Below are 24,477 nucleotides of genomic sequence, written 5' to 3'. Positions count from 1 at the left end.
ACCACAAATCCCCTGTGGGAGCGAGCTTGCTCGCGATAGCCACGGCGCGGTTTAGAGCCTCACCTCAAGCCTCGGCTTGCCGCTGCCCCTAAGCAATATCGCTATGACTGAATTCCTCCCCCAGAAAATCGATCAAGGTCCGCACCGACGGCAGCAGTCCGCGTCGTGAGGGGAAGATCGCATGCACGATCCCGCACTTGGGTGTCCAGCCCGGCACCAGTTCCACCAAGCGGCCAGTAGCGATGTCATCGCGCACTACCACGTTCGGCAGGTGGGCGATGCCGATGCCGGAGAGCACCGCGTGACGCAAGGCCAGCAAGTCGTCGGTGACCATCCGCGGGGTATGACGAATCAGCGCGCTGGCGCCGTCGGCGCCGAACAATTCCCACTGATATTCACGCTGCGCGCCACCCCAATGCACGCTTGGCAGGCCGCTGAGGTCAGCCGGTGTGGCCGGTGACGACAAACGCTGCAAAAACGCCGGAATGCCCACCAGGCATTGGGTGCTGTTGCCCAGCACCTTCATCACCATGTCGGTGTTTTCCAGCGGTGGAAAGCGCACTCGCAGAGCGATATCGAACCCTTCGTGGATCAGATCGACCCGGCGGTTGGTGCTTTCGATAAACAACTCCACCAACGGGTATTTGAGCATGTAGCGGGTCAGCATCGGCCCGACCCAGGTGTTCAGCAGCGCGGTCGGGCAACTGATGCGCACCAGGCCTTGGGGTTCGGAGCGATTGCGTTCGATCAGTTCGGCGGCGCTTTCGGCTTCCACCCGCATGGCCAGGCAACGTTGGTAATACGCCTGGCCGATTTCGGTCAATGAACAATGCCGGCTGGTGCGGTGCAGCAGCCGCACGCCGAGGCGTTCTTCGAGCTCGGCGATGCGTCGGCTGAGCTTGGATTTGGGCATGTCCAGCGCGCGGCCGGCGGGGGCGAAACCGCGGTGTTCCACCACCTGAGTGAAGTAGTACAGGGTGTTGAGGTCTTCCACCATCGTTCTCCAAATAGAACGCTAAGGCTGATTTTTGCAGTCTAGCGCACTAAAGGCGCCGGTTTTAAGCTTTGTTCATCGCGTCACACAACAGATTTGGAGGCAAAGATGAAAAACATCATCGGTATCTACACCAGCCCACGAACCCATTGGGTCGGCGACGGTTTTCCGGTTCGCACGCTGTTTTCCTACGACAACCTGGGCAAACACATCAGCCCGTTTCTGCTGCTGGATCACGCCGGCCCTGCCGAATTCACCCCGACCACCGAGCGTCGTGGCGTTGGTCAGCATCCGCACCGTGGTTTCGAAACCGTGACTATCGTTTACAAGGGCGAAGTGGAACACCGCGACTCCACCGGCAGCGGCGGCAAGATCGGCCCCGGCGACGTGCAATGGATGACCGCAGCCTCGGGGATTCTTCATGAAGAGTTCCACTCCGAAGGTTTCGCCAAGAGCGGCGGCACCCTGGAAATGGTGCAGCTGTGGGTCAACCTGCCGGCCAGGGACAAGATGGCCGAGCCCGGTTACCAGACGATTCTCGACGGTGACATCCCGAGCCTCCCGCTGAAAAACAATGCCGGCAGCCTGCGCTTGATCTCCGGTGAATTCGACGGTCACAAAGGCCCGGCGCGGACCTTCACGCCGATCGACGTTTGGGATATTCGCTTGAACGCCGGCAAGTTGCTGACCCTGGACCTGCACGAAGGGCGCAACACCGCTCTGGTGGTGCTGCGTGGCACGGTTCAGGTCAATCAAAAGGAACTGGTGCGAGAAGGGCAGTTGGCGTTGTTTGAGCGCGACGGCGATCAGCTCAGTCTGGAAGCCAATAACGACGCCGTGGTGCTGCTGCTCAGCGGCGAGCCGATCGACGAACCCATCGTCGGCCACGGCCCGTTCGTGATGAACACCGAGCAAGAAATTCACCAGGCCTTTGCCGACTTCCAGTCGGGCCAGTTCGGCCGGATGAGCGATTGAAATCATTGTTGTAGCGCTGTGGCGTGCCGGACTTGGCTGACTACGCTTGCCTGGCCGCGTTGAAACGAAAAAACAGAGTTCACTTACGCCGGCCCGTTCGGCATCGATAAAAAGCGAGGATTACCCCATGACTACTTCCTACAAACGTCTCGACAAAGATAACGCCGCCGTTCTGCTGGTCGATCACCAGGCGGGTTTGCTTTCTCTGGTGCGCGACATCGATCCGGACCGTTTCAAGAACAACGTGCTGGCCCTGGCCGACCTGGCGAAGTACTTCAAGCTGCCAACGATTCTGACCACCAGTTTCGAAACCGGCCCCAATGGCCCGCTGGTACCGGAGCTCAAGGCGTTGTTCCCGGATGCGCCGTACATCGCTCGTCCAGGCCAGATCAATGCCTGGGACAACGAAGACTTCGTCAAGGCGATCAAGGCCACTGGCAAGAAGCAACTGATCATCGCCGGTGTGGTAACCGAAGTCTGCGTGGCGTTCCCGGCGCTGTCGGCCCTGGCCGAAGGTTTTGAGGTGTTCGTGGTGACCGACGCTTCCGGCACGTTCAACGAACTGACCCGTCAATCGGCGTGGGATCGCATGTCGTCCTCCGGTGCCCAGTTGATGACCTGGTTCGGCCTGGCCTGTGAACTGCATCGCGACTGGCGCAACGACGTGGAAGGTCTGGCGACCCTGTTCTCCAACCACATCCCGGACTACCGCAACCTGATGACCAGCTACAACACCCTGACTAACAACAAGTAAGCCCTGGCAGCACATACACACATAACCTGTGGGAGCGGGCTTGCCCGCGATAGCGGTCTGACAGTCAACATCCCAGTGACTGATCAATTGCCATCGCGGGCAAGCCCGCTCCCACAGTGTTTTGTGTTGTTCTGAAGACATCAAATCCTCCTACACTGTGCCCATCCGTACTATTGCTGGAGTCGCTCGATGCTGTCACTGCTCACCGAACACCCATTGCTCAGCGCGCTGACTCTGATCCTGATCGATCTGGGATTGTGGCGTTTGATCACGGCCAGCGGGAGCAACTGGAAGCTGGCGGTGCGGGTGGTAATTTTCGCGCTGTTCAGCATGCTGCTGTTCAACGAAGGCATGAACCCCATGGAGCCGGCGCCCTGGGTCGACAACGTGCCGTTGCATCTGGCGGCGACCGGTTTGCAAATTGGCTGGTGGCTGTTCGCTGCGCGCACCCTGACGGTATTGATCGGCACGGTGATGATGCAACGGGTCGGGCACACCGGGCGTTTGTTGCAGGATCTGCTCGGCGCGGTGATTTTCCTGATCGCGGTCATCGCCGCCCTGGCGTACGTACTCGAATTGCCGGTCAAAGGCGTGCTGGCAACGTCCGGCGCGTTGGCGATCATCGTCGGCCTGGCCTTGCAAAGTACCCTCAGCGACGTGTTTTCCGGGATCGTCCTCAATACCACCAAACCCTATCAACTGGATGACTGGATCTCCATCGACGGCACCGAAGGCCGGGTCATTGACATCGACTGGCGCGCCACGCGCCTGCAAACCGCGCAAGGCAGCATGGCGGTGATTCCCAACTCGTTGGCGGCCAAGGCCAAGATCATCAACTTCAGCCGGCCCAGTGACATTTTCGGCGTCTCCGTCAGCTTGCAACTGAGCCCGCACGCACGTCCGCAAACGGTGATCGACGCGTTGGAACGGGCGATGCAAGGATGCCGCTATCTGTTGAATAAACCGGCGCCATGCGTAGCGTTGAAAGGCTCCAGCGCCACGGGCGTAGAATACGAAATCAGTGGTTTCGTCGTCTCGATGGACCAGAAACGCATGGTTCGCAATCTGCTGTTCGACCTGGCGTTCCGGCACTTGCAGGCCAGCGGTGTCAGCCTGTTGTCGAACGTCGAACCGAATGCACCTGCCAACCTGTCGCGGCCACGGGCATTGCTGGACGCCTCGAACATTTTCTCGACCCTGCGTCAGGAAGAGAAAGAAACCTTCAGTCAGAACATGACACTGCAAACTTTCCGCCCTGGTGAAATGATCCTGCCGGCCGGGGAGGTCAGCGATCATTTGTTCATCATCGAATCCGGCGTCGTGTCGGTGGAGCTGAGCCGCCGTGGGGTCAAGTTTGAAACCGGGCGCATGGGGCCGGGCGAGGTGATCGGCGAGGGCGGGATTTTGTCCGATACGGCGATGCCGGCAGACTTTATCGCCAAGACGGTCTGCAGCTTGTACCGAATCGAGAAGGAATACCTCCAACCGTGCCTGGATGCGCGGCATGACATCGGCGAAGCGATGAAGGCGTTGCTGGATTTTCGCTTGAACAAGGCTCAGACGCTGATTCAGGAAACACCCAAGGTGGTGGAGAAGAAAGGGTTTTTGCAGTGGTTGCGCAAGCGTAGCGGTTGATGTGTTGGTTGCCTGTTCCGGCCTCTTCGCGAGCAAGTCCGCTCCCACATTGGATCTTCAGTGAACACAGGTTTTGTGTCCGGCGAAGATCTAATGTGGGAGCGGGCTTGCTCGCGAAAGCGCCGGTATAGTCACTGAAAATCTTCTGGCCCATTGGCATCCTCAACTTCCCAATAATTGGCTATTTGTTCAACCGCAGGTCCGCATTAACGTAGCTCCAATCCCACCCGTAATTGGAGCTCACCATGCAACCTCGTATCGATTTCTACACCGCCTCCCCAGACGGTCTCAAAGCCATGATCGCCCTGGAAACCGCCGTCTCGAAACTACCGCTGGAAAAGTCGCTGATCGAACTGGTCAAGCTGCGCGCTTCGCAGATCAACGGCTGCGCCTTTTGCATCGACATGCACACCGCTGATGCCATCAAGGGCGGGGAAACGCCACGCCGGCTGTTCGCCGTGACGGCCTGGCGCGAGGCACCGTTCTTCACCGATCGTGAACGGGCGGCTCTGGCCTGGACCGAGTCCCTGACCCAGCTGAGTCTGACCCACGCCCCGGATGAAGACTATTTGCTGCTCAGCGCCGAGTTCAGTCCCAAGGAAATGGTCGACCTGACCGTGGCGATTTCCACCATTAACAGCTGGAATCGGCTGGCCGTGGGTTTTCGTAAAATGCCTCAGGCGTAACGCCTGGCTCTAATTTCAGTCAGTTAAGGAATTGAACACCGCAGCCCCTGTGGGAGCGAGCCTGCTCGCGATAGCGGCGGGTCAGCCAACATTGATGCCGAATATACCGCCGCCATCGCGAGCAGGCTCGCTCCCACCTGGATTGGGCGTTATTTACCCGCTGTTAATCAGCGAATCTTCCTACATCCATTTCCACCTTTCCCGACTTCTTTCCTGATCGATCCCCCGCAAAGTCCTCGCGCCTAATTTTCTGCGCGAGGGATTGCTCATGTTCGAACCGTTTTTTAACCCCGCCTCCTGTTGTTCGGTGCGTTGATGGAGCACATCGCCCGCATCGAGCAGGAACTCGACGGATTCAAAGACACGCTGAGTTTGTATCGCCAACAGCTCGGTGGCTTCTTGAGTCGCAATGCCGACAAGGTCAGCCACGTGGCGGATCTGCCATCGCTGATGGGCATGGAACGGATCATTTTGTTCGGCAATGCCAGCACCGCCGTGAGCAGCGGCGACGACGAGTTTATCTCCACCGTCGTCCAGTGCCCGAAAGGCGGAAAGCTCGAAATCGAGAGCAAGTTCGAATCGGTTTATGACATTCCCGTGGGCAACATTCAGGTCGATGTGATTGCCATGGATGGGGGGCAGTCGACGCCGGTCACGCTCGATGAAAACGGCAAAGGGCAGTTCGAAGGCTTACCCGGCAAGTTCTACCGTGTTCATGTCCAGGGTGAAGTTACTCCGAAGCAAGTCGATGACCTTTTTGATTCCTACAAAGGCCTGGCCAACGAGCTGGAGGGCTGGCTACGCAAAGAGTGGGAAGGATTTAAACCGCAATGGTCGCAATCGACTTTTGCGGCCGCCGGTAACGGCATGCTGGCGGGCAGTTGGGCGGCGGTCATCGGTGTTTGGGACAGCCTCAGCCTGCTCTCGGACATCCTTCAGGATCCCCGCAAGTTCGCTGAACGTTTGGGCAGTGGCGCCGATGAGTTGGCCAAGCTTGCGGAGACAGCGCCGCAGGTCATGGCCAAAGTCCAACTGCTGGCCAGTGACGAAGCGGCGCTCTGTTTACTGCTGCGTACTGCAAGTCTCTGGCTGGAAATGCTCCCGCCCAGCGAGATCGCTGGCAACACGGCGGAGGTGACCAGCCAAGTCATTGTTTCGGTACTGATCGATATTCTGATTGCTTTGGCGCTGGCCTGGACGGGTGTCGGTATACCCGCCGCCAAGGCCTATCTCACACTTCGTGGGATTAAGTACGGGGCGTTGCTGGCTGGCCTTGCGATGCGCTTTGTCGAGGCCACTTTCAATATCCTCAACACCTTCATGAAGTACGTCGACCAGTACAAAGCCGTCGCCGCACGCGGTGTGGCGGCGGGTCTGAAAAAGGGTCGGATGCAACTGCGCTGGGATGCCAAGCGCAACACCACGCTCAAGCAAAACGAACACCACGACAACGTCCCGGATCAAGCAAAAAACCCCAACGGCGACAGTGCCGACTCGGCCAATAAAACTGCCACCAACAAATGCCCGGTGTCGATGGTCACCGGCGAAGAACTGCTGACCCTCACTGACGGATCGCTGGATGGGGTTCTGCCGTTCGACTTCACCCGGCTCTATCGCACCAGCGCCGCCGAGATCGACTGTGGATTGGGCTTCGGCTGGAGCCATTCGCTCGCCCATCGACTGGAGATCGAGGGTGACACGGTTATCTGGATCGACCACGAAAACCGTCGCACCCCGTTTCCATTACCGAACCATGAACGCCCGGCGATCCACAACAGCCTGTCGCGCGCGGCGATTTATCTCGGCGATGATCCCGAAGAACTGATCCTCGCCCAAGCTGGCGACGACGCGCGTTTCTACCACTTCCGCAATGGTTATCTGACGGCGATCAGCGACGCCTACGACAACCGCCTGCGCATCACCCGCGACCGCCAGCAGCGCATCCAGCGCCTCGACAACGGCGCCGGCCGCGCCTTGCTGTTGCGCTATGACCGCGCGCATCTGATCGCCGTCGACTATCAGGTGTTTGTCCCGGCGCAGACCCTCGCTGAGGCCTGGCACACCGAGCGGACGCTGGTCAGTTACCGCTACGACGAATGCGCTCAGCTGATCGAAGCGAGCAACGCCGCCGGGGAAAGCGAGCGTTACGACTACGACGACCGGCACGTCATCCTGCAGCGGCAACTGGCCGGTGGCGCGAGTTTCTTCTGGGCGTGGGAACGCTCCGGCAAGGCAGCCAGATGCATCCGGCACTGGGCGTCGTTTGCGCAGATGGATGCGTGCTATGTCTGGGACGATCAGGGCAGCGTCACGGTCCATAACGTCGATGGCAGCCAAGAGGTTTACCTTCATGACGACCGCGCGCGACTGGTGCGCAAGGTCGAGCTGGACGGCGGCGAACAGCTCAAGGCCTATGACGATCAAGGTCGACTAATTGCCGAGCAGGATCCGCTCGGGGCCATCACCGAATACCGTTACGACGAAGTCGGACGGTTGGTGGCGCTGATTCCGCCGGAAGACGAGCCAACATCCTACGAGTATCGCAACGGTTTCCTGCATGCGCGCTATCGCGGCAAAGCGGTGTGGAAATATCGGCGTAATGCGCAGGGCGATGTCACCGAGGCCACTGATCCCGATGGGCAGGTCACCCATTATCACTACGACGCTCAGGGGCGTTTGCTGTCGATCCGCTACCCGGACACCAGCCGGCATGTCTTCGTCTGGAATGCCTTGGGGCAGCTGGTCGAGGAAACGCTGCCGGATGGCGGGCAGCGACGCTTTTCCTACGATGCACTGGGGCGGCAGATTACCCGTCAGGACGAACACGGCGCGCTCACCCGCTACCAATGGGATGCCGTCGGTCGACTGATCCAGACGACTTTACCTACCGGCGCCAGCCGTGGGTTCAGCTACAACGCCTACGGCAAGATCACCGCCGAACGCGATGAACTGGGCCGCGTCACCCGCTACGAATACGTCGACGATCTGCATCTGGTCAGCCGCCGCATCAACCCCGACGGCACCCAGCTCAACTACCGCTACGACAACGCGCAGTTGTTGCTCACGGAAATCGAAAACGAATCCGGCGAAAAGTATCAGCTGGACTACACGCCCAACGGCCTGATCCGACAGGAAACCGGCTTCGACGGCCGCCGTACCGCGTACGCCTACGATCTCAATGGGCACCTGCTGGAGAAAACCGAGTTCGGCGACGGCGGCTCGCAGCTGGTTACGGCTTATGAACGGGACCCGGCCGGACGGCTGCTGGTCAAAATATTGCCCGATGGCATCAAGGTCGGCTACCACTACGACTCGCTGGGCCGACTGACCAGTGTCGACGACGGCCACGATCATCCACTGGAATTCGAGTACGACCGACAAGACCGGCTGATCACCGAGCATCAAGGCTGGGGCACGTTGCGTTACGCCTACGACGCCTGTGGCCAGCTCAAGCGCCTGCGCCTGCCGGACAACAGCAAACTCGACTATCACCACGCCAAGGGCGGCGCGCTGACGGCCATCGACCTCAACGGTGCACGTCTTACAAGCCACACGTACAAATCCGGCCGCGAACTACAGCGCCAGCAAGGTCTGTTGCTCAGCGAATATGCCTACGACGACCAGGGTCGATTAAAGGCCCACGCCGTCAGCCAACAGCAAAAAAACCTGTACCGCCGCGACTATGCCTACAGCCTCAACGGCAATCTCGACCACATCGCCGACACCCGCCACGGCCAACGCAATTACCAATACGACCCGCTCAACCGCCTGATCCGCGTGCGCCACACCCGCGACGATCCAGCGGAAAGCTTCGCCCACGACCCGGCCGGCAACCTGCTGATGCAGGACCGCCCCGGCGCCGCGACCGTCAAAGGCAATCGGCTATTGATGCAGGGCGACCGGCATTACGACTACGACGCCTTCGGCAACCTGATCCGCGAACGCCGCGGCACCGCGCAGAAACTCATCACCGAATACCGCTACGACTGCCAGCACCGGCTGGTTGGCGTCACCACCCCGGATGGTCGTTGTTCCAGCTACCGCTACGACGCCTTCGGCCGCCGCATCGCCAAAATCGTTGATGGCCACACCACCGAGTTCTTCTGGCAGGGCGACCACCTCGTCGCTGAAAGCAGTCGCGAGCATTACCGCAGCTACCTCTACGAACCGGGTAGCTTCCGCCCGTTGGCCATGCTTGACGGCAAAGGCCCGCGCAAGGCTTGCCCGTTCTACTACCAACTCGACCACCTCGGCACGCCGCAGGAGCTGACGGATTACAGCGGCGAGATCGTGTGGTCGGCGAAGTACAACGCCTACGGCAAAGTCACGCATCTGGCGTTGGGCGGGGGCGAGCAGCTTGAGCAACCGCTGCGCTTTCAAGGGCAGTACTTCGACGCCGAGAGCGGTCTGCACTACAACCGGCATCGCTACTACAATCCGGAAGTTGGCCGGTACCTGACGCCGGACCCGATCAAGTTGGCCGGCGGGCTGAACCAGTATCAATACACCCCGAATCCAACGGGATGGGTTGATCCGTTGGGGTTGAGCGGGAATTGTCCGCCACCGAACAAACCTGGGTGTGGGGCGCCGGATGATACGACTGGCGCTAGGGTTGATGAAGGTGAGCCGGCGCTACCAAAGCCTAAATTAAGTGCTCAGGAGCTTGCCGAGAAAGAAGTTAGACGGTTGGATAAAAGCCAGAGCATGCATATGGTGGGGAAACATAGTCCAGCGGTACCAGATGCCAAATGGAAGCAGCGAGCTATTGATGGTACGGATCCGATAACTGGTAGAAAACCCTGGCACCAACGTGGTAATCCAAGCTCCAGATTTAGCAGTTGGGAGTTGATGCTCGAGGCTTACACTCTTGCAACAACGAGGACTGAGCGAGGGCTATCTCGATTTACGGGGACGGACGGGGAGGGTCATAACATCGTTAGAATGAGGCTTCCGGGTGCCGGGGAGGGATATGTGCCAAACACTAGGTCGAAGGAAAATCCAAGGCTTATTAAATTGGACGGCTTTGAAATGAAGTTTAATGCTGCTGGCGTTCCATTTACGTTATATCCAATTAAGTGAGGAAGATTATGTTTATTGATCCTGATACTCAGCAGCCATATATACCGACACCTTCATATTTTTTGGGTTGTTTCGATATTTATGATCGTGAGCATACTCTTGGAGAGGAGCTGGAAAAATTCGATCCGAATGATCCAGCGGACAGAGAAGAGTTAATACTCAAGTATTGCTTGGTTAGAAATCGCACATATCGACATCGATTTTTACTTTATAAATGCTTAGAAGAGGCGCTTCAGGACAAAAGCTATGATTTCCAGTCGCTGCTGAAATATGACCCAGAGGCGTATTCCTCATTCCCCTGTGGGTGGGATGAAATGGAAAATACAAGAGTTTTTTTTGAGGATATTTATAGATTGGCAACTATCGAATGGAAAGAAGATCTTCAAAAAGCCAGTCTTGAAGATCAATCCACTTGGTAGAGGACGTCTCGGTGTGGAAGCGAAATTTCCGGGCAGGGTTATCGGAAGTTTCCTTTGACTCGTAGCGGTATGCATGAGCTGGTGTAGAGGGTAAATATGTCCGTCCCCTTTTTGGATCCTTTATCGTTGATAATATTAGTGCTTAGGCGAGACTCTTGTTCGCCGAGTGAATATTTCATCTTGACGGGGTGCGTAAATGAATAGCGGTGTGTTTTAGCGTATTCATCAGTTCTTGGGGGCTTATTTAAACGAGGATTGGATGTGAATTTGAATCGGCTGATGATGTCGTTAGGTCGTTCTTATTGGACTCTAGTAAGGAGGCGATTGCAGGTGCTAGAGAAGAGATAAATATGCTGCTGATGCAGTCAATGGGTGAGGAGTGTTTGCGAGATTTTTTGTTAAAGGATATGGGAGCTTGTTACTGCTATTGGTATGAGTGGCCCTCAGGAAGATCGTGGTTAAAGCATGTTGTTGTTCTTCTTGAAGGTGAGCGATAAGGGGGAAAATAAGTCCGCCCCTTTTTTGTCGTGCGATAAAGTAGTGAGGCGAGGGAATGACTAAGAGATATGAAGCCGTAGTACTGGCAGTAGGTCCGGTGATTGAGGACGAGGTCTTGTTACTCGTTAAATGTTTGGAAATTAAATGCTTCACAAGCTACAGCCCATCAAAAATTGAAGTGGGAGAAACCTATGAAGTTGAGTTCGATTTGGTGCTTCCCGACAACGATGTTGTTATTGAAGCGGCAGAGGAACCAATCACTACACTGATAGAAATGAAAGATAGCGGATTTTCATACGTGCTTTATGGGTATTTGGATGGAAGCGTGTTTCGATCTTTTGTTGATTTTTCGGATCAGGAAATTCACTACGACCATCCTCATCTGAACGGCCGATTTGTAAAAATTCAGGTAGATCGAATAGACGTGTCTTTCTGACGTAAAATTCAAAATTTCCCGGCGGGCGTCGGAAGTTTCCTTCAGTTCGTAGGATTAAATAAATCTGTTCCGTTGTTTTGGCGGGTTTCAGTTGCGGAGATAAAGCGCTTGAAAGAAAAGGCGATTAATTTGATCAGTAAATTTCTGAGGTGCGGTATTTTTAGTAGATATAAAAAGGATGGTGTGGCACGAACTGAGGATACACATGGAGCAGAAAATTCGAGCTCTGCTGTTCAGCAGCAACCCACTGGGCGTGAATTACATGGTGAAAGCAAAAAGTGGAGAGCCGTTAACAGTTCTCGGTTTTTAAGTCATAGAGCACAATTGAATGCATATAACGAAGCGATGACAAGGGAAACCAGAAAAATGTCTCGTTTTACTGGAGAGGATAGGAAAGGAAATTTGTTAGTAAGAATGGAGGCTGAAAATGTAGGTCAGGGATATGAGCCTAATCCTTTAGATCCAGCCAGCCCGCGTTTCATTCCTCAGATGAATGCCTTCGAGATGAAATTCGACTTTGAAACGTTGCAGCCTATAGCGCTTTATCCGATAGAGAAAATTTAATGCTAATGCATCCTTTTTTTGATATTCCATATAATCCACGTTTAGAGCACTTTCTCGGTGGGTTCGATATATATGACCGAGAGGAAAGTCTTGGTGTTGAATTGTCAGCGTACGATCCTGGCTGTGCTACTGATAGAGAGTTTTTAATATCTCAGTTTGTTGTCAGGCGTTTCGCGGGCTTGAGTTATCGGCACAAATTTGTTTTGTTTTCCGTATTGGGGGAGGCTCTTGACGGTGACTCAAGTGTTTTTTCTGAAGTTTTTGAACATGATCCGATGTCGCATTCCTTGCTTCCTCCTGGGTGGGATGAAATGAAAGATCCGAAGGCGTTTTTTGAAGATGTGTACGTTAAATTATCAGAAGAATGGGTTGATGATCTGTATAAAGCGAGTCAGGAGGATTTTTCAACTTGGTGAGGGCTAATACTTTCGCGAGAGGTAAGTTCAGCACTTGGCCAAAATATTTTGTTGGGCTTTGCAAATGACCATTGAAGGGTTTTCTATGACCAAGCCGAGTAAGCATCATTACCACGAGGAGAAGTGGATACTCCAGTTGAGGGAGAATGTTATGAACGTTGAAAATACCGTTTTCCGCGTCCCATCACTGAAGAAATAAGTATGAAAATAACCATAGATCTCGTGACTCTTGCTGCTAGAGAAGTTTTAGTTGGGTTTTCAACCAATGTCGGGGCCGCAACCGCAGTTTGGCGTGCTACCCCACCGAAAGTTGGTGAGCAGTATGATGTCGAATTAGAAGTCGATGATGAGTTTGTTTGGGGAGAGAATGCTTGCTCTTCGCTCAATAACACTCACTCTATTGGAGTGATGGATGGCACCGTAACTATGACGGGGACTTTAATTTCAAATGATATGGAGGGCGGCGCAGTTGTTGATGTGGGTGGATCAATAATATTTATTGAGTTGATTGGATGTGCGGAAGCTGATTCGTTATTAGTGGATTTAAATGTTAAGAATATAAATGTGTTTCCGGCAGGTATCTGAAGGTTCAGCAGTTTGTTGTCGAGAACAGCTACAAATAAATCCGTCCGCTTTTTGCTTTATTTGCTTTATATCCGATTAGGTAGAGTGAAAAATGCTTATTGATCCTGGAAGTGGGCAGCCGTATATCCCTGCACTCTCTTATTTTTTGGGGTGTTTTGATATTTATGATCGTGAAGAGACTCTGGGTGAGGAGTTGGAGGAGTTCGATCCTAATGATCCGTCGGACAGGGAGGAGCTAATTCTCAAATATTGCCTACCCAGAAAACGATCATATCGGCAAAGATTTTTACTTTACAAATGTCTGGAGGAAGCTCTTCAAGACAAAAATTATGATTTCCAATCACTGCTGAAGTATGACCCTGAGGCGTATTCATCATTTCCTGATGGGTGGGATGAGATGAAAAATGCCAGGGCATTTTTTGAAGACATTTTTCGCTTGGCAACTGTTGTGTGGAAAGACGACCTTCAAAAAGCCAGCTTTGAAGATCAATCCACTTGGACGACTGTCGGTTAGTTGCGTTGACGGTCGTACATGCTGCGAAATTTCTGGACAAGCCCGTCGGAAGTTTCCTTCAACTCGTAGCGGTTTCCATGAACTGGTGCGAAATGTTTTCCATCGATAGTCTCTGGCAGTCACTGAAAATTCAGTGGCAGGGTGTAGGAACCCTTCAAGACTAGAGAGGACGCTTTGGCGTCGACACCTGAATTGCGGCCATCAACGTGCGTCCGTAAGATCAGTTGCGGCGGCTGTGCGCGGGCACGCTTCGGTGTGGTCGAGTTTGCTCTGGTCTCGATATTCCTACCCCGCGTATAGCTGCCACCCAAGCCTGTAGGAAGGCCGATGGTAGCTCCACTTCTACCAGAGGTTTAAAAATGAAAAGTCTTCATCCCGATCCCCCCTACGAAAAACCAATTCCCCACCCCAAAAACCGCTTCATGGCGCTCACCAGCAACTGCACCGACATGCCCACCCTGTTCGTCGATACCCACGCGCCGCTCGATATCTTGACCGACGCTGCCAGCTATCGAATTCGCGCTGTAACCCAGGTGCTCGAAAATATGTCCATGCGCGGCTCGGTCGAGTGCGACTCGATCATCCTCAGCGACTTCGCTTTGCTCTGCGCCATTCCTCTAAGGGACGGGTGCGATGTGCTGGATGTGATTGGGCGGCGGTTGCGGGCAAGGCCTTCGGAGTAGCGGCGGGCGCTGTTGTGGCGAGGGAGCTTGCTCCCGCTCGACTGCGTAGCAGGCGCCAAACCAAGCCCTGCGGTGTACCTGACAAACTCGTGGTGTTGGTTCTGGGGCTGCTGCGCAGCCCAACGGGAGCAAGCTCCCTCGCCACAGGGTTTTGATAGGCCGGGATGTTTTGGGGCCGCTTCGAGACCCGAAGGCGGCAAGCCTCAATGCGCATCAGCGCTCGGCGCAGCCGGTGGTTGCACCTTGCGCATCAAGGGCACCATCGCCGTGGCGAGGATGAAGCAGACCATGATCATCAGGAACGCGTCGCCGTAGGTTTGCGTCTGCGCTTCGCGGTAGGTCAGCAGCCATAGCTGACGCAGGCTGGCGGTGACGCCGATGTCACCGCTTTGGCCCAGGGCTGCGAAGTTATTGCCGACCTGGGACAGCCACTGATTGAGTGCTTCGTTGGTGCTGTTGAGGTTCTCCGCCAACCGGGTGAAGTGCAGGTTGGTGCGGTCATTGAGGATGGTCGCGCACGCGGCGATGCCCATTGCGCCGCCGAGATTGCGCATCAGGTTGAACAATCCCGAAGCATGTTTGAGCCGCGCGGGCGCCAGTCCGCCGAGGGTCAGGGTTACCGCGGGCGGCACTGCCAGTTGTTGAGCGATCCCGCGCAAGGCTTGCGGCAGCATCAATTCTTTGGCCCCCCAGTCGTGGGTGATCGGACTGAAATCCCACATCGACAGGGCAAACAATCCAAGGCCGGTCATCATGATCCAGCGCAGGTCGATGCGGTTGGCCAGAAAGGCGTACAGCGGAATCGCCAGGATCTGGAACACTCCGGTGGAAAAAACCGCCAGGCCAATGTCCAGCGCGCTGTAGCCGCGCACTCGTCCGAGAAACAGCGGCGTCAGGTAAATCGTCGCGAACAGGCCGATCCCCGTGACGAATGAAAAGAAACAGCCGAGGGCGAAGTTACGGTCTTTCAAGGCACGCAGATCGACGATTGGATTGGCCACGTGAAGGGTGCGACCAATGAAAGCCAGTCCAGCCAGGCCGCTGATCCAGGCGGTGGTCAGAATCGTGCTGTCGCTAAACCAGTTCCAGCGCGGGCCTTCTTCCAGGGTGTATTCCAGGCAACCGAGAAACACCGCCATGAACAGCATGCTCAGGTAGTCGGCGCCCTTGAGCAGCGACAGTTCCGGCTGGTCGATTTTCACCAGCATCGGCACCGCCACCGCAACGAAAATCCCCGGCACCAAGTTAATGTAGAACAGCCAGTGCCAGGACGAAATGTCGGTGATCCAGCCCCCGATCACCGGCCCCAGCGTTGGTGCCAGCGAGGCCACTGCGCCGATGGTCGCGGCGGCGATCACCCGTTGTTTACCGGTGAAGAAAAAAAATGCGGTGGTAAACACCAGCGGGATCATTGAACCGCCAAGAAAGCCTTGCAGGGCGCGGAAGGCGATCATGCTCTGGATGTTCCAGGCCGCGCCGCAGAGCAGGCTGGCTAAAGTGAAACCCACCGCCGAGGCGCAGAACAGCCAACGGGTCGAGAACACCCGGGACAACCAGCCCGACAGCGGAATCACGATGATTTCGGCGATCAGGTAGCTGGTCTGTATCCACGCGGTTTCGTCGGTGCCGGCCGAGAGTCCGCCGCCGATGTCACGCAGCGACGCCGAGACGATCTGAATATCCAGCAGCGCAATGAACATGCCGATGCACATGGTGGCGAAGGCGAACACTTTGGTCGCCGTCGCCATGTTGGCGGCGTTGAACGGCTGCGCGGGGGCGGCGAGAGCGCGGCTCATGGCGCGCGGGCCACGGTCGGGGTTTCAGGCTCGGCGCGGGTGTCCACTTCGGCAGTCACCGATAAACCGGGGCGCAGATGACCGAGCACGCCGTCAGCGGGATCGAGCAGGATTCGCACCGGTACCCGCTGAACGATTTTGGTGAAATTGCCAGTGGCGTTTTCCGCTGGCAGGACGCTGAACTGCGAACCACTGGCCGGCGCGAGGCTGTCCAGATGACCGTGGAATTCACGCCCCTTGAGCACGTCGGCATGAACGATCACGCGCTGGCCTGGCGTCATCCGCGACAGCTGATCTTCTTTGAAATTGGCATCGACCCACAACCCGCTGGCCGGCACCACCGACAACAGTTGCGAACCGGCCTGAGCGTAAGCGCCGACCCTTGCCCGACGATTGCCGATCACACCGTCGACGGGGGCTTTCAACTCGGTGTAACCGACGTTCAATTGCGCCAGATCACGCTCGGCCCGCGCCTGGATCAACGCGGCGCGCGCTTGCTGTTTCTGGGTTTCGATCACGTTCAACTGACGTTGCGCGGCCAGCAATTCGGCCTGAGCCCGGGCACTCTGCGCCTGTGCAGTCTTGAAGGTGGCGTCGGCCCGTTGCGCGCTTTCCACCGAGACGGCATTGCTGTTCACCAGGCGTTTGTAGCGGGCGTTATCGTCCCGCGAGCGCGCGGTTTCGGCGCCTGTAGCATCGATGCCGGCGCGGGCCTGGCCGATCACTGCGTGTTGCAGTTGTTCGGTGGCGTCGAGGTTGGCGAGTAACGCTTCTTCGGCAGCCACCGCACCTTCGGCCTTGGCCAGGTTGGCGCGATAATCACGGGCGTCGAGCCGAATCAGCACATCGCCAGCCTTGACCTTCTGGTTGTCGGTGACCAGCACTTCTTCGATATACCCCGCGACTTTCGGCCCAATCACCGTGACGTCGCCACCGATATAGGCATCGTCGGTTTCCTCGATGAAACGCCCGGCGGTCCACCAATGGGTCGCGTACAGCCCGATGAATACCAGGGCCGCGATGGCCGCCGTCAGCAAGAGCAGCCTTTTAAGCAGGGGAGGCCTGGGAGTATTCGCCGCGACAGCAAGGTCGGGTTCAAGGCTGGGCATGCTGGTCATAAAGAAATACCTGTGAGGAACGACGCTTTATTACATGTATAATATGACGCAGGTAATATTCGCTGACAATTGTTTTCCCCTGCCGATCGTCGGTTGCTCATTTCAGCCAGCTGAGGGGGGTGATGCTCGCGGCGTGGGCTCAGGTATTGGGCGAAACCTTGATGCTGTGCGCTGCGCTCGCATTGCTGCTGACGATGACGGTAAGCAAGGCAGTTGTTCAAGAAGGCAGCGCCCGCTGAAAAGGAAAAATTGGCGGGCAACTGCAAACGGGATATGGGATCTGAGGATCCATGAGGTCCGAGGAATCCATTGCTTCAGGTTAATACGAAGCATTACTATTCACGTCTCCTCTCTACAGCACACCGCAATGACCCCCAAGCTGCCCCGCAGACCCGGCTTTTTCGAACATTACGAAGAGTTGATCGGCACCTGGACCCGTCGCCTGAGAAATCGTCAGCAGGCCGAGGACTTGGCCCACGACACCTTCGTGCGGGTGCTTGAGTCTGATTCGGCGGCGGTGCAACAACCTCGGGCGTATTTGCACCAGACCGCGCGCAACATCGCGGTGGACGGTTATCGGCGTGAGGATCGGCGGGGCGCCATGGAGTCCGAGGCGATCGATCACAGTGTGTCGTCGTCCGGCGACCCGGAGCATTTCATGCACGCGATCCAGTTGGCGGATTCCATCGAACGGGCGCTCACCGAGCTGCCGGTCAACTGTCGCAAGGTGTTCGTCTGGCAGAAGATCGAAGGCCTGACCCAAGCTGAAATCGCTGAGCGCCTGGGGCTGTCCAAGAACATGGTGGAAAAGTATATGATCCGCACCCTGCGGCATTTGCGTGATCGCCTGGACGGGTTACAGCCATGATTCGCCGCGCCTTCTCATCCCCGGCCCAACAGGACTTTCCATGATGGATACTCGTGATTGTGCGTGCGGGCAAACAACGGTTCGCGACGACGCGGCGCGGTGGTTTGTGCGTTTGCAGGAACCTGCCGTCAACGCCGAAGACCGGCGTGGCTTTGAGGTCTGGCTGGACGAACACCCTCAGCATCGCGACGAATATCAAATGCTCCAGAGCCTGTGGGCGGCGGCCGATCTGCTGCCGGCCAAGCGTTTGCACGCCTTGTGCGAAGCCCCGCCGGCACACCGTACACGTCATCCGTTGGTGCGTTACGCGGTGGCCGCGAGTGTGTTGGCGGTGGCGCTCGGCCTGGGACTGTTCAGTGGCTTGAATCATCCGGCGACCTACACGGCTGAATATTCCACGGCCCTTGGCGAACGTCGTCATGTGGCGTTGCCGGACGGTTCGGTGATCGATATGAACAGCCGCAGCCGGGTGCAGGTGCGCTATGAAAAAGATCGTCGCGGCATCGAGTTGACGCAAGGCGAGGCGATGTTCAGCGTCGAGCACGACAGCAGCCGACCGTTCGTGGTCGAGGCAGGCAGCGGCAAGGTCACGGTCACCGGCACCCGTTTTGACGTGCGTCGCGACATCGCCGAAACCCGGGTCGTCGTAGAGCAGGGCACGGTCAAGGTTCAAGGTGACGGCGCTGATATCATCAGCCTCACCGCCGGCCTCGGCACTCGCGTCGATGCCCTGGGGAAGGTGGCCGCCGCCTATGCGGTCAACCCTGCGGAACTGACCGCGTGGCGCAGCGGCAAACTGGTGTTCAACAACGCCAGCCTCAGCGAAGTGGCCGAAGAAGTGTCGCGCTATCGGGAAAAACCGCTGACGGTCGGCAATGCCAAAGTGGGCAATCTGCGCCTGACCAGCGTGTTCAAATCCGACAACACCGACGCACTGCTCAAGGCCTTGCCGAGCATTCTGCCGGTGGCCATCCGCACCCTGGATGACGGCAGCCAGGAAATAATTGCCCGATAGATTCAGGTTTTTTTCGAGTTCTTCGTCTTCTTGTCCAACTGCAACTGGTTTGCATTAACAGCCGCACACTCTTGCGATCCACAGGACAATGTTCGACGTGAAGAAAACCACCGCTAAAAATAACAAATCATCCTGGCTGCCCCTCGCGTTTGCACTGGCGGTCAGCTCGGCGCTGTCCCAAGCGTTCGCTGCCGATGCCATTCATATTCAGGCGCAGCCACTGGGTCAGGCCTTGAGTCAGCTGGGTCAGCAAACCTCGCTGCAGGTTTTTTTCAGCCCTGAACTGATGGCCGGCAAACAGGCTCCGGCGGTGGACGGTAATCTCTCGCCGGAACAGGCTTTGCGCCAATTACTGCAAGGCAGCGGTTTGGAATACCGGATCGATGAAGGTTCGGTGACGCTGATGCCGACGCCGACTTCTGCCTCGAATGGCCCGTTGGAACTGGGCGTGACCGATATCAAGGTCGTCGGCGACTGGCTTGGCGACGCCAATGCCGCAGTGGTGCAGAACCACCCCGGCGCCCGTACCGTGATCCGCCGCGAAGCGATGGTTGAGCAGGGTGCGATGAACGTCGGCGACGTGCTCAAGCGCGTACCCGGTGTGCAAGTGCAGGACGCGAACGGCACCGGCGGCAGCGATATTTCCCTGAACGTCGGCGTGCGTGGCCTGACCTCGCGCCTGTCGCCACGCTCCACCGTGCTGATCGACGGCGTGCCGGCCGCCTTCGCCCCTTATGGGCAACCGCAACTGTCCATGGCACCGATTTCCTCCGGTAACCTCGACAGCATCGACGTGGTGCGTGGCGCCGGTTCCGTGCGTTATGGGCCGCAGAACGTCGGTGGCGTGATCAACTTTGTCACCCGGGCGATCCCGGAGAAAGCCACCGGCGAAATCGGTACCACCCTGGAAACCACCCAGCGCGGTGGCTGGAAACACATCGACACCGCGTTTCTCGGTGGCACCGCCGATAACGGCATGGGTGTGGCGCTGTTGTATTCCGGCGTGAACGGCAACGGTTATCGCAAAAGCAACAACAGCAATGACATCGACGACGTGATTCTCAAGACCCATTGGGCACCCACCGATCAGGACGATTTCAGCCTCAATTTCCATTACTACGACGCCAGCGCCGACATGCCGGGTGGCCTGACGCAGAAGCAGTACGACGCCGATCCGTTCCAGTCCGACCGCGACCATGACAACTTCAGCGGCCGCCGCAAGGACGTGTCCTTCAAGTGGATTCGACAGATCGACGACCGCACCCAGGCCGAAGTGCTGACCTACTATTCCGACAGTTTTCGCGGCAGCACCATCGCCGCGCGCGACCAGAAAACCCTCAGCTCCTATCCGCGTACTTACTACACCTTCGGCATCGAACCGCGTGTGTCCCATGTGTTCGATCTGGGCCCGACCACGCAGGAAGCCAGCGTCGGTTATCGCTACCTGAAAGAAGGCATGCATGAAGAGGCGAGCCGTCTGGCGCTGGTGAACAATCAACCGGTGGTCACCAAAACTTCCGATGGCCATGTGTTCCAGGATCGCACCGGAGGCACCGAAGCCCACGCCGTTTACATCGATGACAAGATCGACGTCGGCAACTGGACCGTGACCCCCGGCATCCGTTTTGAAAGCATCAGCACCGAATGGCACGACCGGTCGGTTCTCGACACCGCCGGTAAACCTGTGCAGGAAAAACGCCGCAGCATCGACAGCAACGAACCGCTGCCGGCCCTGAGCGTGATGTATCACCTGTCCGAGGCCTGGAAGCTGTTCGCCAACTACGAGACCTCGTTCGGCAGCCTGCAATATTTCCAGCTCGGTCAGGGTGGTTCGGGTGACAACACCGCCAATGGCCTGAACCCGGAAAAGGCCAAGACCTACGAGATCGGCACGCGCTACAACGATGACGTGTGGGGCGGGGAAGTGACGTTGTTCTACATCGACTTCGATAAAGAACTGCAATACATCAGCAACGATGTGGGCTGGACCAACCTCGGCGCGACCACGCACCAGGGCCTTGAAGCCTCGGTGCACTACGACATGGCGGCGCTGGACCCACGACTCGACGGCCTGACCGCCAACGCCGGTTTCACCTACACTCGCGCCGTTTATGAAGGCGAGATTCCAGGCTTCAAGGGCCGTGACCTACCGTTCTACTCACGTCAGGTGGCGACCGCCGGCCTGCGTTATGACATCAATCGCTGGACCTACAATCTCGATGCCTTTGCCCAGTCCAAACAACGCTCGCCGGGCACCGCGGTGAACGCCGATGGCAGTTTCAGCGGCAACTACATCACCGAAGGCAGCTCGGACGGCCAATACGGCGACATCCCGGGTTACGTCACCTGGAACGTGCGTGGGGGGTATGACTTCGGCTCGCAACTGTCGAACCTGAAAGTCGGCGCGGGGGTGAAGAACATATTCGACAAGCAGTACTTCACCCGCTCCAGCGACAACAACTCGGGGATGTACGTCGGCGCACCGCGTACATTCTTTGTGCAGGCCAGCGTCGGGTTCTGATCGACCAAGTTAACTTCATCGCGGGCAAGCCCGCTCCCACATGATCTTTGGCGTACACAAAATCTGTGTTCGCTGAAAATTTATTGTAGGAGCGAGGCTTGCCCGCGAAGACGGACATCCAGCCGATAAAGCCATCGCCTGACACAACGCTTTCACGGGCATCCAGCCGATAAAGCCGTCGCCTGACCCAACGCTTTCGCGAGCAAGCCCGCTCCCACATTGGATCTGCGTCGTACACAAATGCTGTGTTCGCTGAAGATCCTTGTGGGAGCGGGCTTGCCCGCGAAGACTGACATCCAGCCGATAAAGCCGTCGCCTGACCCAACGCTTTCACGGGCAAGCCCGCTCCCACATTGGATCTGCGCCGTACACAAATACTGTGTTCGCTGAAGATTCTTGTGGGAGCGGGCTTGCCCGCGAAGACTGACATCCAGCCGATAAAGCCGTCGCCTGACACAACGCTTTCACGGGCAAGCCCGCTCCCACAGGATCTTTGGCGTGCACAAAATCTGTGTCCGCTGTAGATCTATTGTAGGAGCGAGGCTTGCCCGCGAAGCTTTTAAACCTTCAACACCTTCAACACCTTCCCGCCAATCGCCACCGCCACCAGCAACACCGCCATCAACCCAAAGGCAAAACTCAAGCTGCTGCCATGGGCGATAAAACCGATCACTGCAGGCCCGGCGAGAATTCCTGCATAACCCAGGGTGGTAATGGCCGGCACGGCAATGCTTTCCGGCATGACGGTCTGTTTGCCCACGGCGGTATAGAGCACCGGCACAATGTTCGAACAGCCAGCGCCGAGCAGCGCATACCCCACCAGCGCCGCTTCCCAGCTCGGTGCAAATGTCGCCAGCGCCAGGCCTGCCGCGGCCGTCAGGCCACCAAACACAATCACTCGTGTAGCACCGAGGCGCCGGACAATTGCATCGCCGGTCAAACGCCCGACGGTCATGGTCAGCGCAAACGCCGCATAACCCAGCCCCGCATACGCCGTGTCGATCCCGCGCTCCTGCGCCAGGAACACTGCGCTCCAGTCGAGCGCCGCGCCTTCGGCCAGGAATACGATGAAACACATCCCGCCGATAAACAGCACGATGCCATGCGGCACGGCAAACGCCGGGCCGGAGCTTTCGCTGCCATAGGGCAACAGATGCGGCGCGGCTTTGAGCAACGCCACCACCAGCAGCACGATCACCACCAGCATCGCTCCCAGCGGCGACATCCCGAGGCCAAGGAGGGCGCTGACACCCGCAGCGCCGACGATTCCGCCAAGGCTGAACAGCCCATGGAACCCCGACATCATGGTCTTGCCGCTGGCCCGTTCGACGATCACCGCTTGCAGGTTCACCGTCGAATCCACCGTGCCCAGCCCCGCGCCAAACATGAACAACGCGGCGATCAGCGCCGGAATCGTAGACACCGTCGCCAACAGCGGCAGTGCCGCACAGATCAACAAAGTCCCGCCGCTCAACACCCGACGGCAGCCGAAGCGTGTAGCCAGAATACCGGCCATAGGCATCGCCAGAATCGAGCCCACCCCCAGACACAGCAGCAACAGCCCGAGGGTTCCTTCATCCAGCCCGGCCCGCGCCTTGGCGTAAGGCACCAGCGGCGCCCAGGCCGCGATGCCGAAGCCTGCGATGAAAAAGGCGATGCGGGTGGACATCTGCTCCATACGTCCGGGGACGAAGGTGGCTTGGGTGTTGAGGTTGGTCATTATCGATCCTTGGCAAAAAACGTCGCGTCCCCAAGGGACAGTGAACAACCGCAAAGGGTTCGCTCATCACGTCCGGGTGGAATCGCAGTCAGGCAGGGTGACATCCTTGCACAGCCAGCCGTTGTTTCGCGATATCGTCGACGTATCAATTGTTCATAGAGGGGGCGCCATGACGCGGATGTACGATGCTCGGGGCAATATCTACGCGGTGGTGGCGCCTGATGCGCTGCGCGGTAGCGGTATCGACCTGCCTGAACAAGCCAGCCATGCCGCGCAAACCCGTGAGGCGTGGACGTTGTCGGCCATCGAGGCATTCTGCGCTTGGGCTCCAGGTACACAACCGTCCGGCAGCAAGGCGCATCGCTGCGATGGTCTGCTGGTGGGGCCGTTTCAATCGTCGCCGCCTTTTGACCTGCTGATCGTCAACACCGACGGCACCCTGGCCGAGCGCAGTGGCAATGGCCTGACGATTTTTTCCCAGGCCCTTGGCGAACAAGGGCTGATACCGGAGGAGGCCTGTCAGCTGCGGGTTCATCACGACAAGAGCGACGCGGTTTCGCCAGTGGAGACTTCAGTGAAACCGGCTGAAATTAATGGCGTGCAAGGGTTCTGGCTGGACCTGGGACAGCCATCGTTCGGACCTGAAGCGGTGGGGGCGCAAGGGGTTGAATCCGTGACGTTGAAGGGGCGCGAAGTCAGTCATGTGCGGCCATTGTCGGCGCTCGATCCTGCCTGGGATCACAGCCAGTTTGTGCGCATCGGCAATCCTCATTGCGTGACGTTGGTAACTGGCGCTGATGCGTTGCCGAGTAACACGCAGATGCGCGAACCGGCGTTGGCCGAAGGATTGACCCGAATCGCCTATGCCATGCCGACCGGGGCAGGGCAGCCGTGTATGGCTGGGGTGAACCTGCAATGGGCGATGCTTGAGTCCGAGGGGCGAATCGTTGCGCGGGTATTCGAGCGCGGCGAAGGGCCGACCGTGTCGTCGGGCACCAGCGCCAGTGCGGTGGCGTGTGCGGCATGGCGCGTGGGATGGGTGGCGGCGGGGGAGGTGAAGGTGGTCATGCCTGGCGGCACGGCGCCGATTTTGTTGGAAGAATCGGATGGCGAGTTGAGTCGGGTGAGGTTGTTTGGTGCGGCGCGGTTGATGGGTTGAATTCAAGATCGCTATCGCGGGCAAGCTGATCTGGCCTAATAA

21 protein-coding genes are annotated in these 24,477 nt (G+C 57.5%); 17 read left to right on the top strand and 4 right to left on the bottom strand.

The features are described from left to right. Positions 1–88 precede the first annotated feature (88 nt). Entirely contained in the window at positions 89–997 is a 909-nt protein-coding gene (locus tag AB3226_RS05745) for a LysR substrate-binding domain-containing protein (protein ID WP_367372354.1), read from the bottom strand. A gap of 105 nt (positions 998–1,102) precedes the next feature. Between AB3226_RS05745 and AB3226_RS05740 the strand changes: the two genes are divergently transcribed. The 13 genes from AB3226_RS05740 to AB3226_RS05680 all read left to right on the top strand — a co-directional run bounded on the left by AB3226_RS05740 (position 1,103) and on the right by AB3226_RS05680 (position 14,238). Further along, positions 1,103–1,969 (top strand): pirin family protein, encoded by an 867-nt coding sequence (locus AB3226_RS05740; protein ID WP_367372353.1) that lies wholly within the window; start codon positions 1,103–1,105, stop codon positions 1,967–1,969. Between the two features lie 127 nt (positions 1,970–2,096). After that, positions 2,097–2,723 (top strand): isochorismate family cysteine hydrolase YcaC, encoded by a 627-nt coding sequence (ycaC, locus tag AB3226_RS05735; RefSeq protein WP_247293339.1) that lies wholly within the window; start codon positions 2,097–2,099, stop codon positions 2,721–2,723. Positions 2,724–2,912: 189 nt separating this feature from the next. Then, the gene (locus AB3226_RS05730) at positions 2,913–4,358 is read left to right on the top strand and encodes a mechanosensitive ion channel domain-containing protein (protein WP_367372352.1); all 1,446 of its coding nucleotides are present in this window, start codon (positions 2,913–2,915) and stop codon (positions 4,356–4,358) included. A gap of 245 nt (positions 4,359–4,603) precedes the next feature. Beyond that, positions 4,604–5,044: a carboxymuconolactone decarboxylase family protein gene (locus AB3226_RS05725; protein ID WP_367372351.1), complete on the top strand. Its 441-nt coding sequence runs from the start codon at positions 4,604–4,606 to the stop codon at positions 5,042–5,044. A gap of 315 nt (positions 5,045–5,359) precedes the next feature. Further along, positions 5,360–10,123: an RHS repeat-associated core domain-containing protein gene (locus AB3226_RS05720; protein WP_367372350.1), complete on the top strand. Its 4,764-nt coding sequence runs from the start codon at positions 5,360–5,362 to the stop codon at positions 10,121–10,123. Positions 10,124–10,131: 8 nt separating this feature from the next. Beyond that, complete coding sequence (locus AB3226_RS05715; RefSeq protein WP_367372349.1) at positions 10,132–10,542, top strand: hypothetical protein; 411 nt, start codon at positions 10,132–10,134, stop codon at positions 10,540–10,542. A 254-nt stretch (positions 10,543–10,796) separates the two neighbouring features. Beyond that, entirely contained in the window at positions 10,797–11,039 is a 243-nt protein-coding gene (locus tag AB3226_RS05710) for a contact-dependent growth inhibition system immunity protein (protein WP_367375760.1), read from the top strand. Between the two features lie 56 nt (positions 11,040–11,095). Further along, complete coding sequence (locus tag AB3226_RS05705) at positions 11,096–11,476, top strand: hypothetical protein (protein ID WP_367372348.1); 381 nt, start codon at positions 11,096–11,098, stop codon at positions 11,474–11,476. Between the two features lie 108 nt (positions 11,477–11,584). Beyond that, a complete protein-coding gene (locus tag AB3226_RS05700; protein WP_367372347.1) occupies positions 11,585–12,040 on the top strand; it encodes a hypothetical protein in 456 nt (151 codons plus the stop codon). Then, on the top strand, positions 12,040–12,456 hold the full coding sequence (locus AB3226_RS05695) for a hypothetical protein (RefSeq protein ID WP_367372346.1): 417 nt from the start codon (positions 12,040–12,042) through the stop codon (positions 12,454–12,456). The genes AB3226_RS05700 and AB3226_RS05695 overlap by 1 nt, the downstream gene beginning before the upstream one ends. A gap of 201 nt (positions 12,457–12,657) precedes the next feature. Beyond that, entirely contained in the window at positions 12,658–13,041 is a 384-nt protein-coding gene (locus tag AB3226_RS05690; protein ID WP_367372345.1) for a hypothetical protein, read from the top strand. 91 nt (positions 13,042–13,132) lie between these two features. Further along, on the top strand, positions 13,133–13,555 hold the full coding sequence (locus tag AB3226_RS05685) for a hypothetical protein (protein ID WP_367372344.1): 423 nt from the start codon (positions 13,133–13,135) through the stop codon (positions 13,553–13,555). 359 nt (positions 13,556–13,914) lie between these two features. Further along, the gene (locus tag AB3226_RS05680) at positions 13,915–14,238 is read left to right on the top strand and encodes a hypothetical protein (RefSeq protein ID WP_367372343.1); all 324 of its coding nucleotides are present in this window, start codon (positions 13,915–13,917) and stop codon (positions 14,236–14,238) included. Positions 14,239–14,441: 203 nt separating this feature from the next. Here the strand turns inward: AB3226_RS05680 and AB3226_RS05675 are convergent, their stop codons facing one another. Further along, positions 14,442–16,034, bottom strand: coding sequence for a DHA2 family efflux MFS transporter permease subunit (locus tag AB3226_RS05675; protein WP_367372342.1), 1,593 nt, complete (start codon positions 16,032–16,034; stop codon positions 14,442–14,444). Continuing rightward, positions 16,031–17,152 (bottom strand): HlyD family secretion protein, encoded by a 1,122-nt coding sequence (locus AB3226_RS05670; protein WP_367372341.1) that lies wholly within the window; start codon positions 17,150–17,152, stop codon positions 16,031–16,033. Before AB3226_RS05670 ends, AB3226_RS05675 begins: the two co-directional genes overlap by 4 nt. 367 nt (positions 17,153–17,519) lie before the next feature. Between AB3226_RS05670 and AB3226_RS05665 the strand changes: the two genes are divergently transcribed. From AB3226_RS05665 to AB3226_RS05655, 3 genes are all read left to right on the top strand, one after another. Continuing rightward, positions 17,520–18,020 (top strand): sigma-70 family RNA polymerase sigma factor, encoded by a 501-nt coding sequence (locus AB3226_RS05665; RefSeq protein WP_038982346.1) that lies wholly within the window; start codon positions 17,520–17,522, stop codon positions 18,018–18,020. Positions 18,021–18,060: 40 nt separating this feature from the next. Further along, a complete protein-coding gene (locus tag AB3226_RS05660) occupies positions 18,061–19,035 on the top strand; it encodes a FecR domain-containing protein (RefSeq protein ID WP_367372340.1) in 975 nt (324 codons plus the stop codon). A 97-nt stretch (positions 19,036–19,132) separates the two neighbouring features. Continuing rightward, complete coding sequence (locus tag AB3226_RS05655; RefSeq protein ID WP_367372339.1) at positions 19,133–21,556, top strand: TonB-dependent siderophore receptor; 2,424 nt, start codon at positions 19,133–19,135, stop codon at positions 21,554–21,556. A 559-nt stretch (positions 21,557–22,115) separates the two neighbouring features. On the opposite strand, the gene AB3226_RS05650 is transcribed toward AB3226_RS05655, so the two are convergent. Beyond that, a complete protein-coding gene (locus AB3226_RS05650; protein ID WP_367372338.1) occupies positions 22,116–23,276 on the bottom strand; it encodes an MFS transporter in 1,161 nt (386 codons plus the stop codon). A 169-nt stretch (positions 23,277–23,445) separates the two neighbouring features. On the opposite strand from AB3226_RS05650, the gene AB3226_RS05645 reads away from it, so the two are divergent. Next, on the top strand, positions 23,446–24,435 hold the full coding sequence (locus AB3226_RS05645; RefSeq protein ID WP_367372337.1) for a diaminopimelate epimerase: 990 nt from the start codon (positions 23,446–23,448) through the stop codon (positions 24,433–24,435). Positions 24,436–24,477 lie beyond the last annotated feature (42 nt).

The organism is Pseudomonas lini (genome assembly GCF_964063345.1).
Taxonomy (GTDB): Bacteria; Pseudomonadota; Gammaproteobacteria; order Pseudomonadales; family Pseudomonadaceae; genus Aquipseudomonas; species Aquipseudomonas lini_B.
This window is presented reverse-complemented; position numbering and strand designations above follow the sequence as displayed.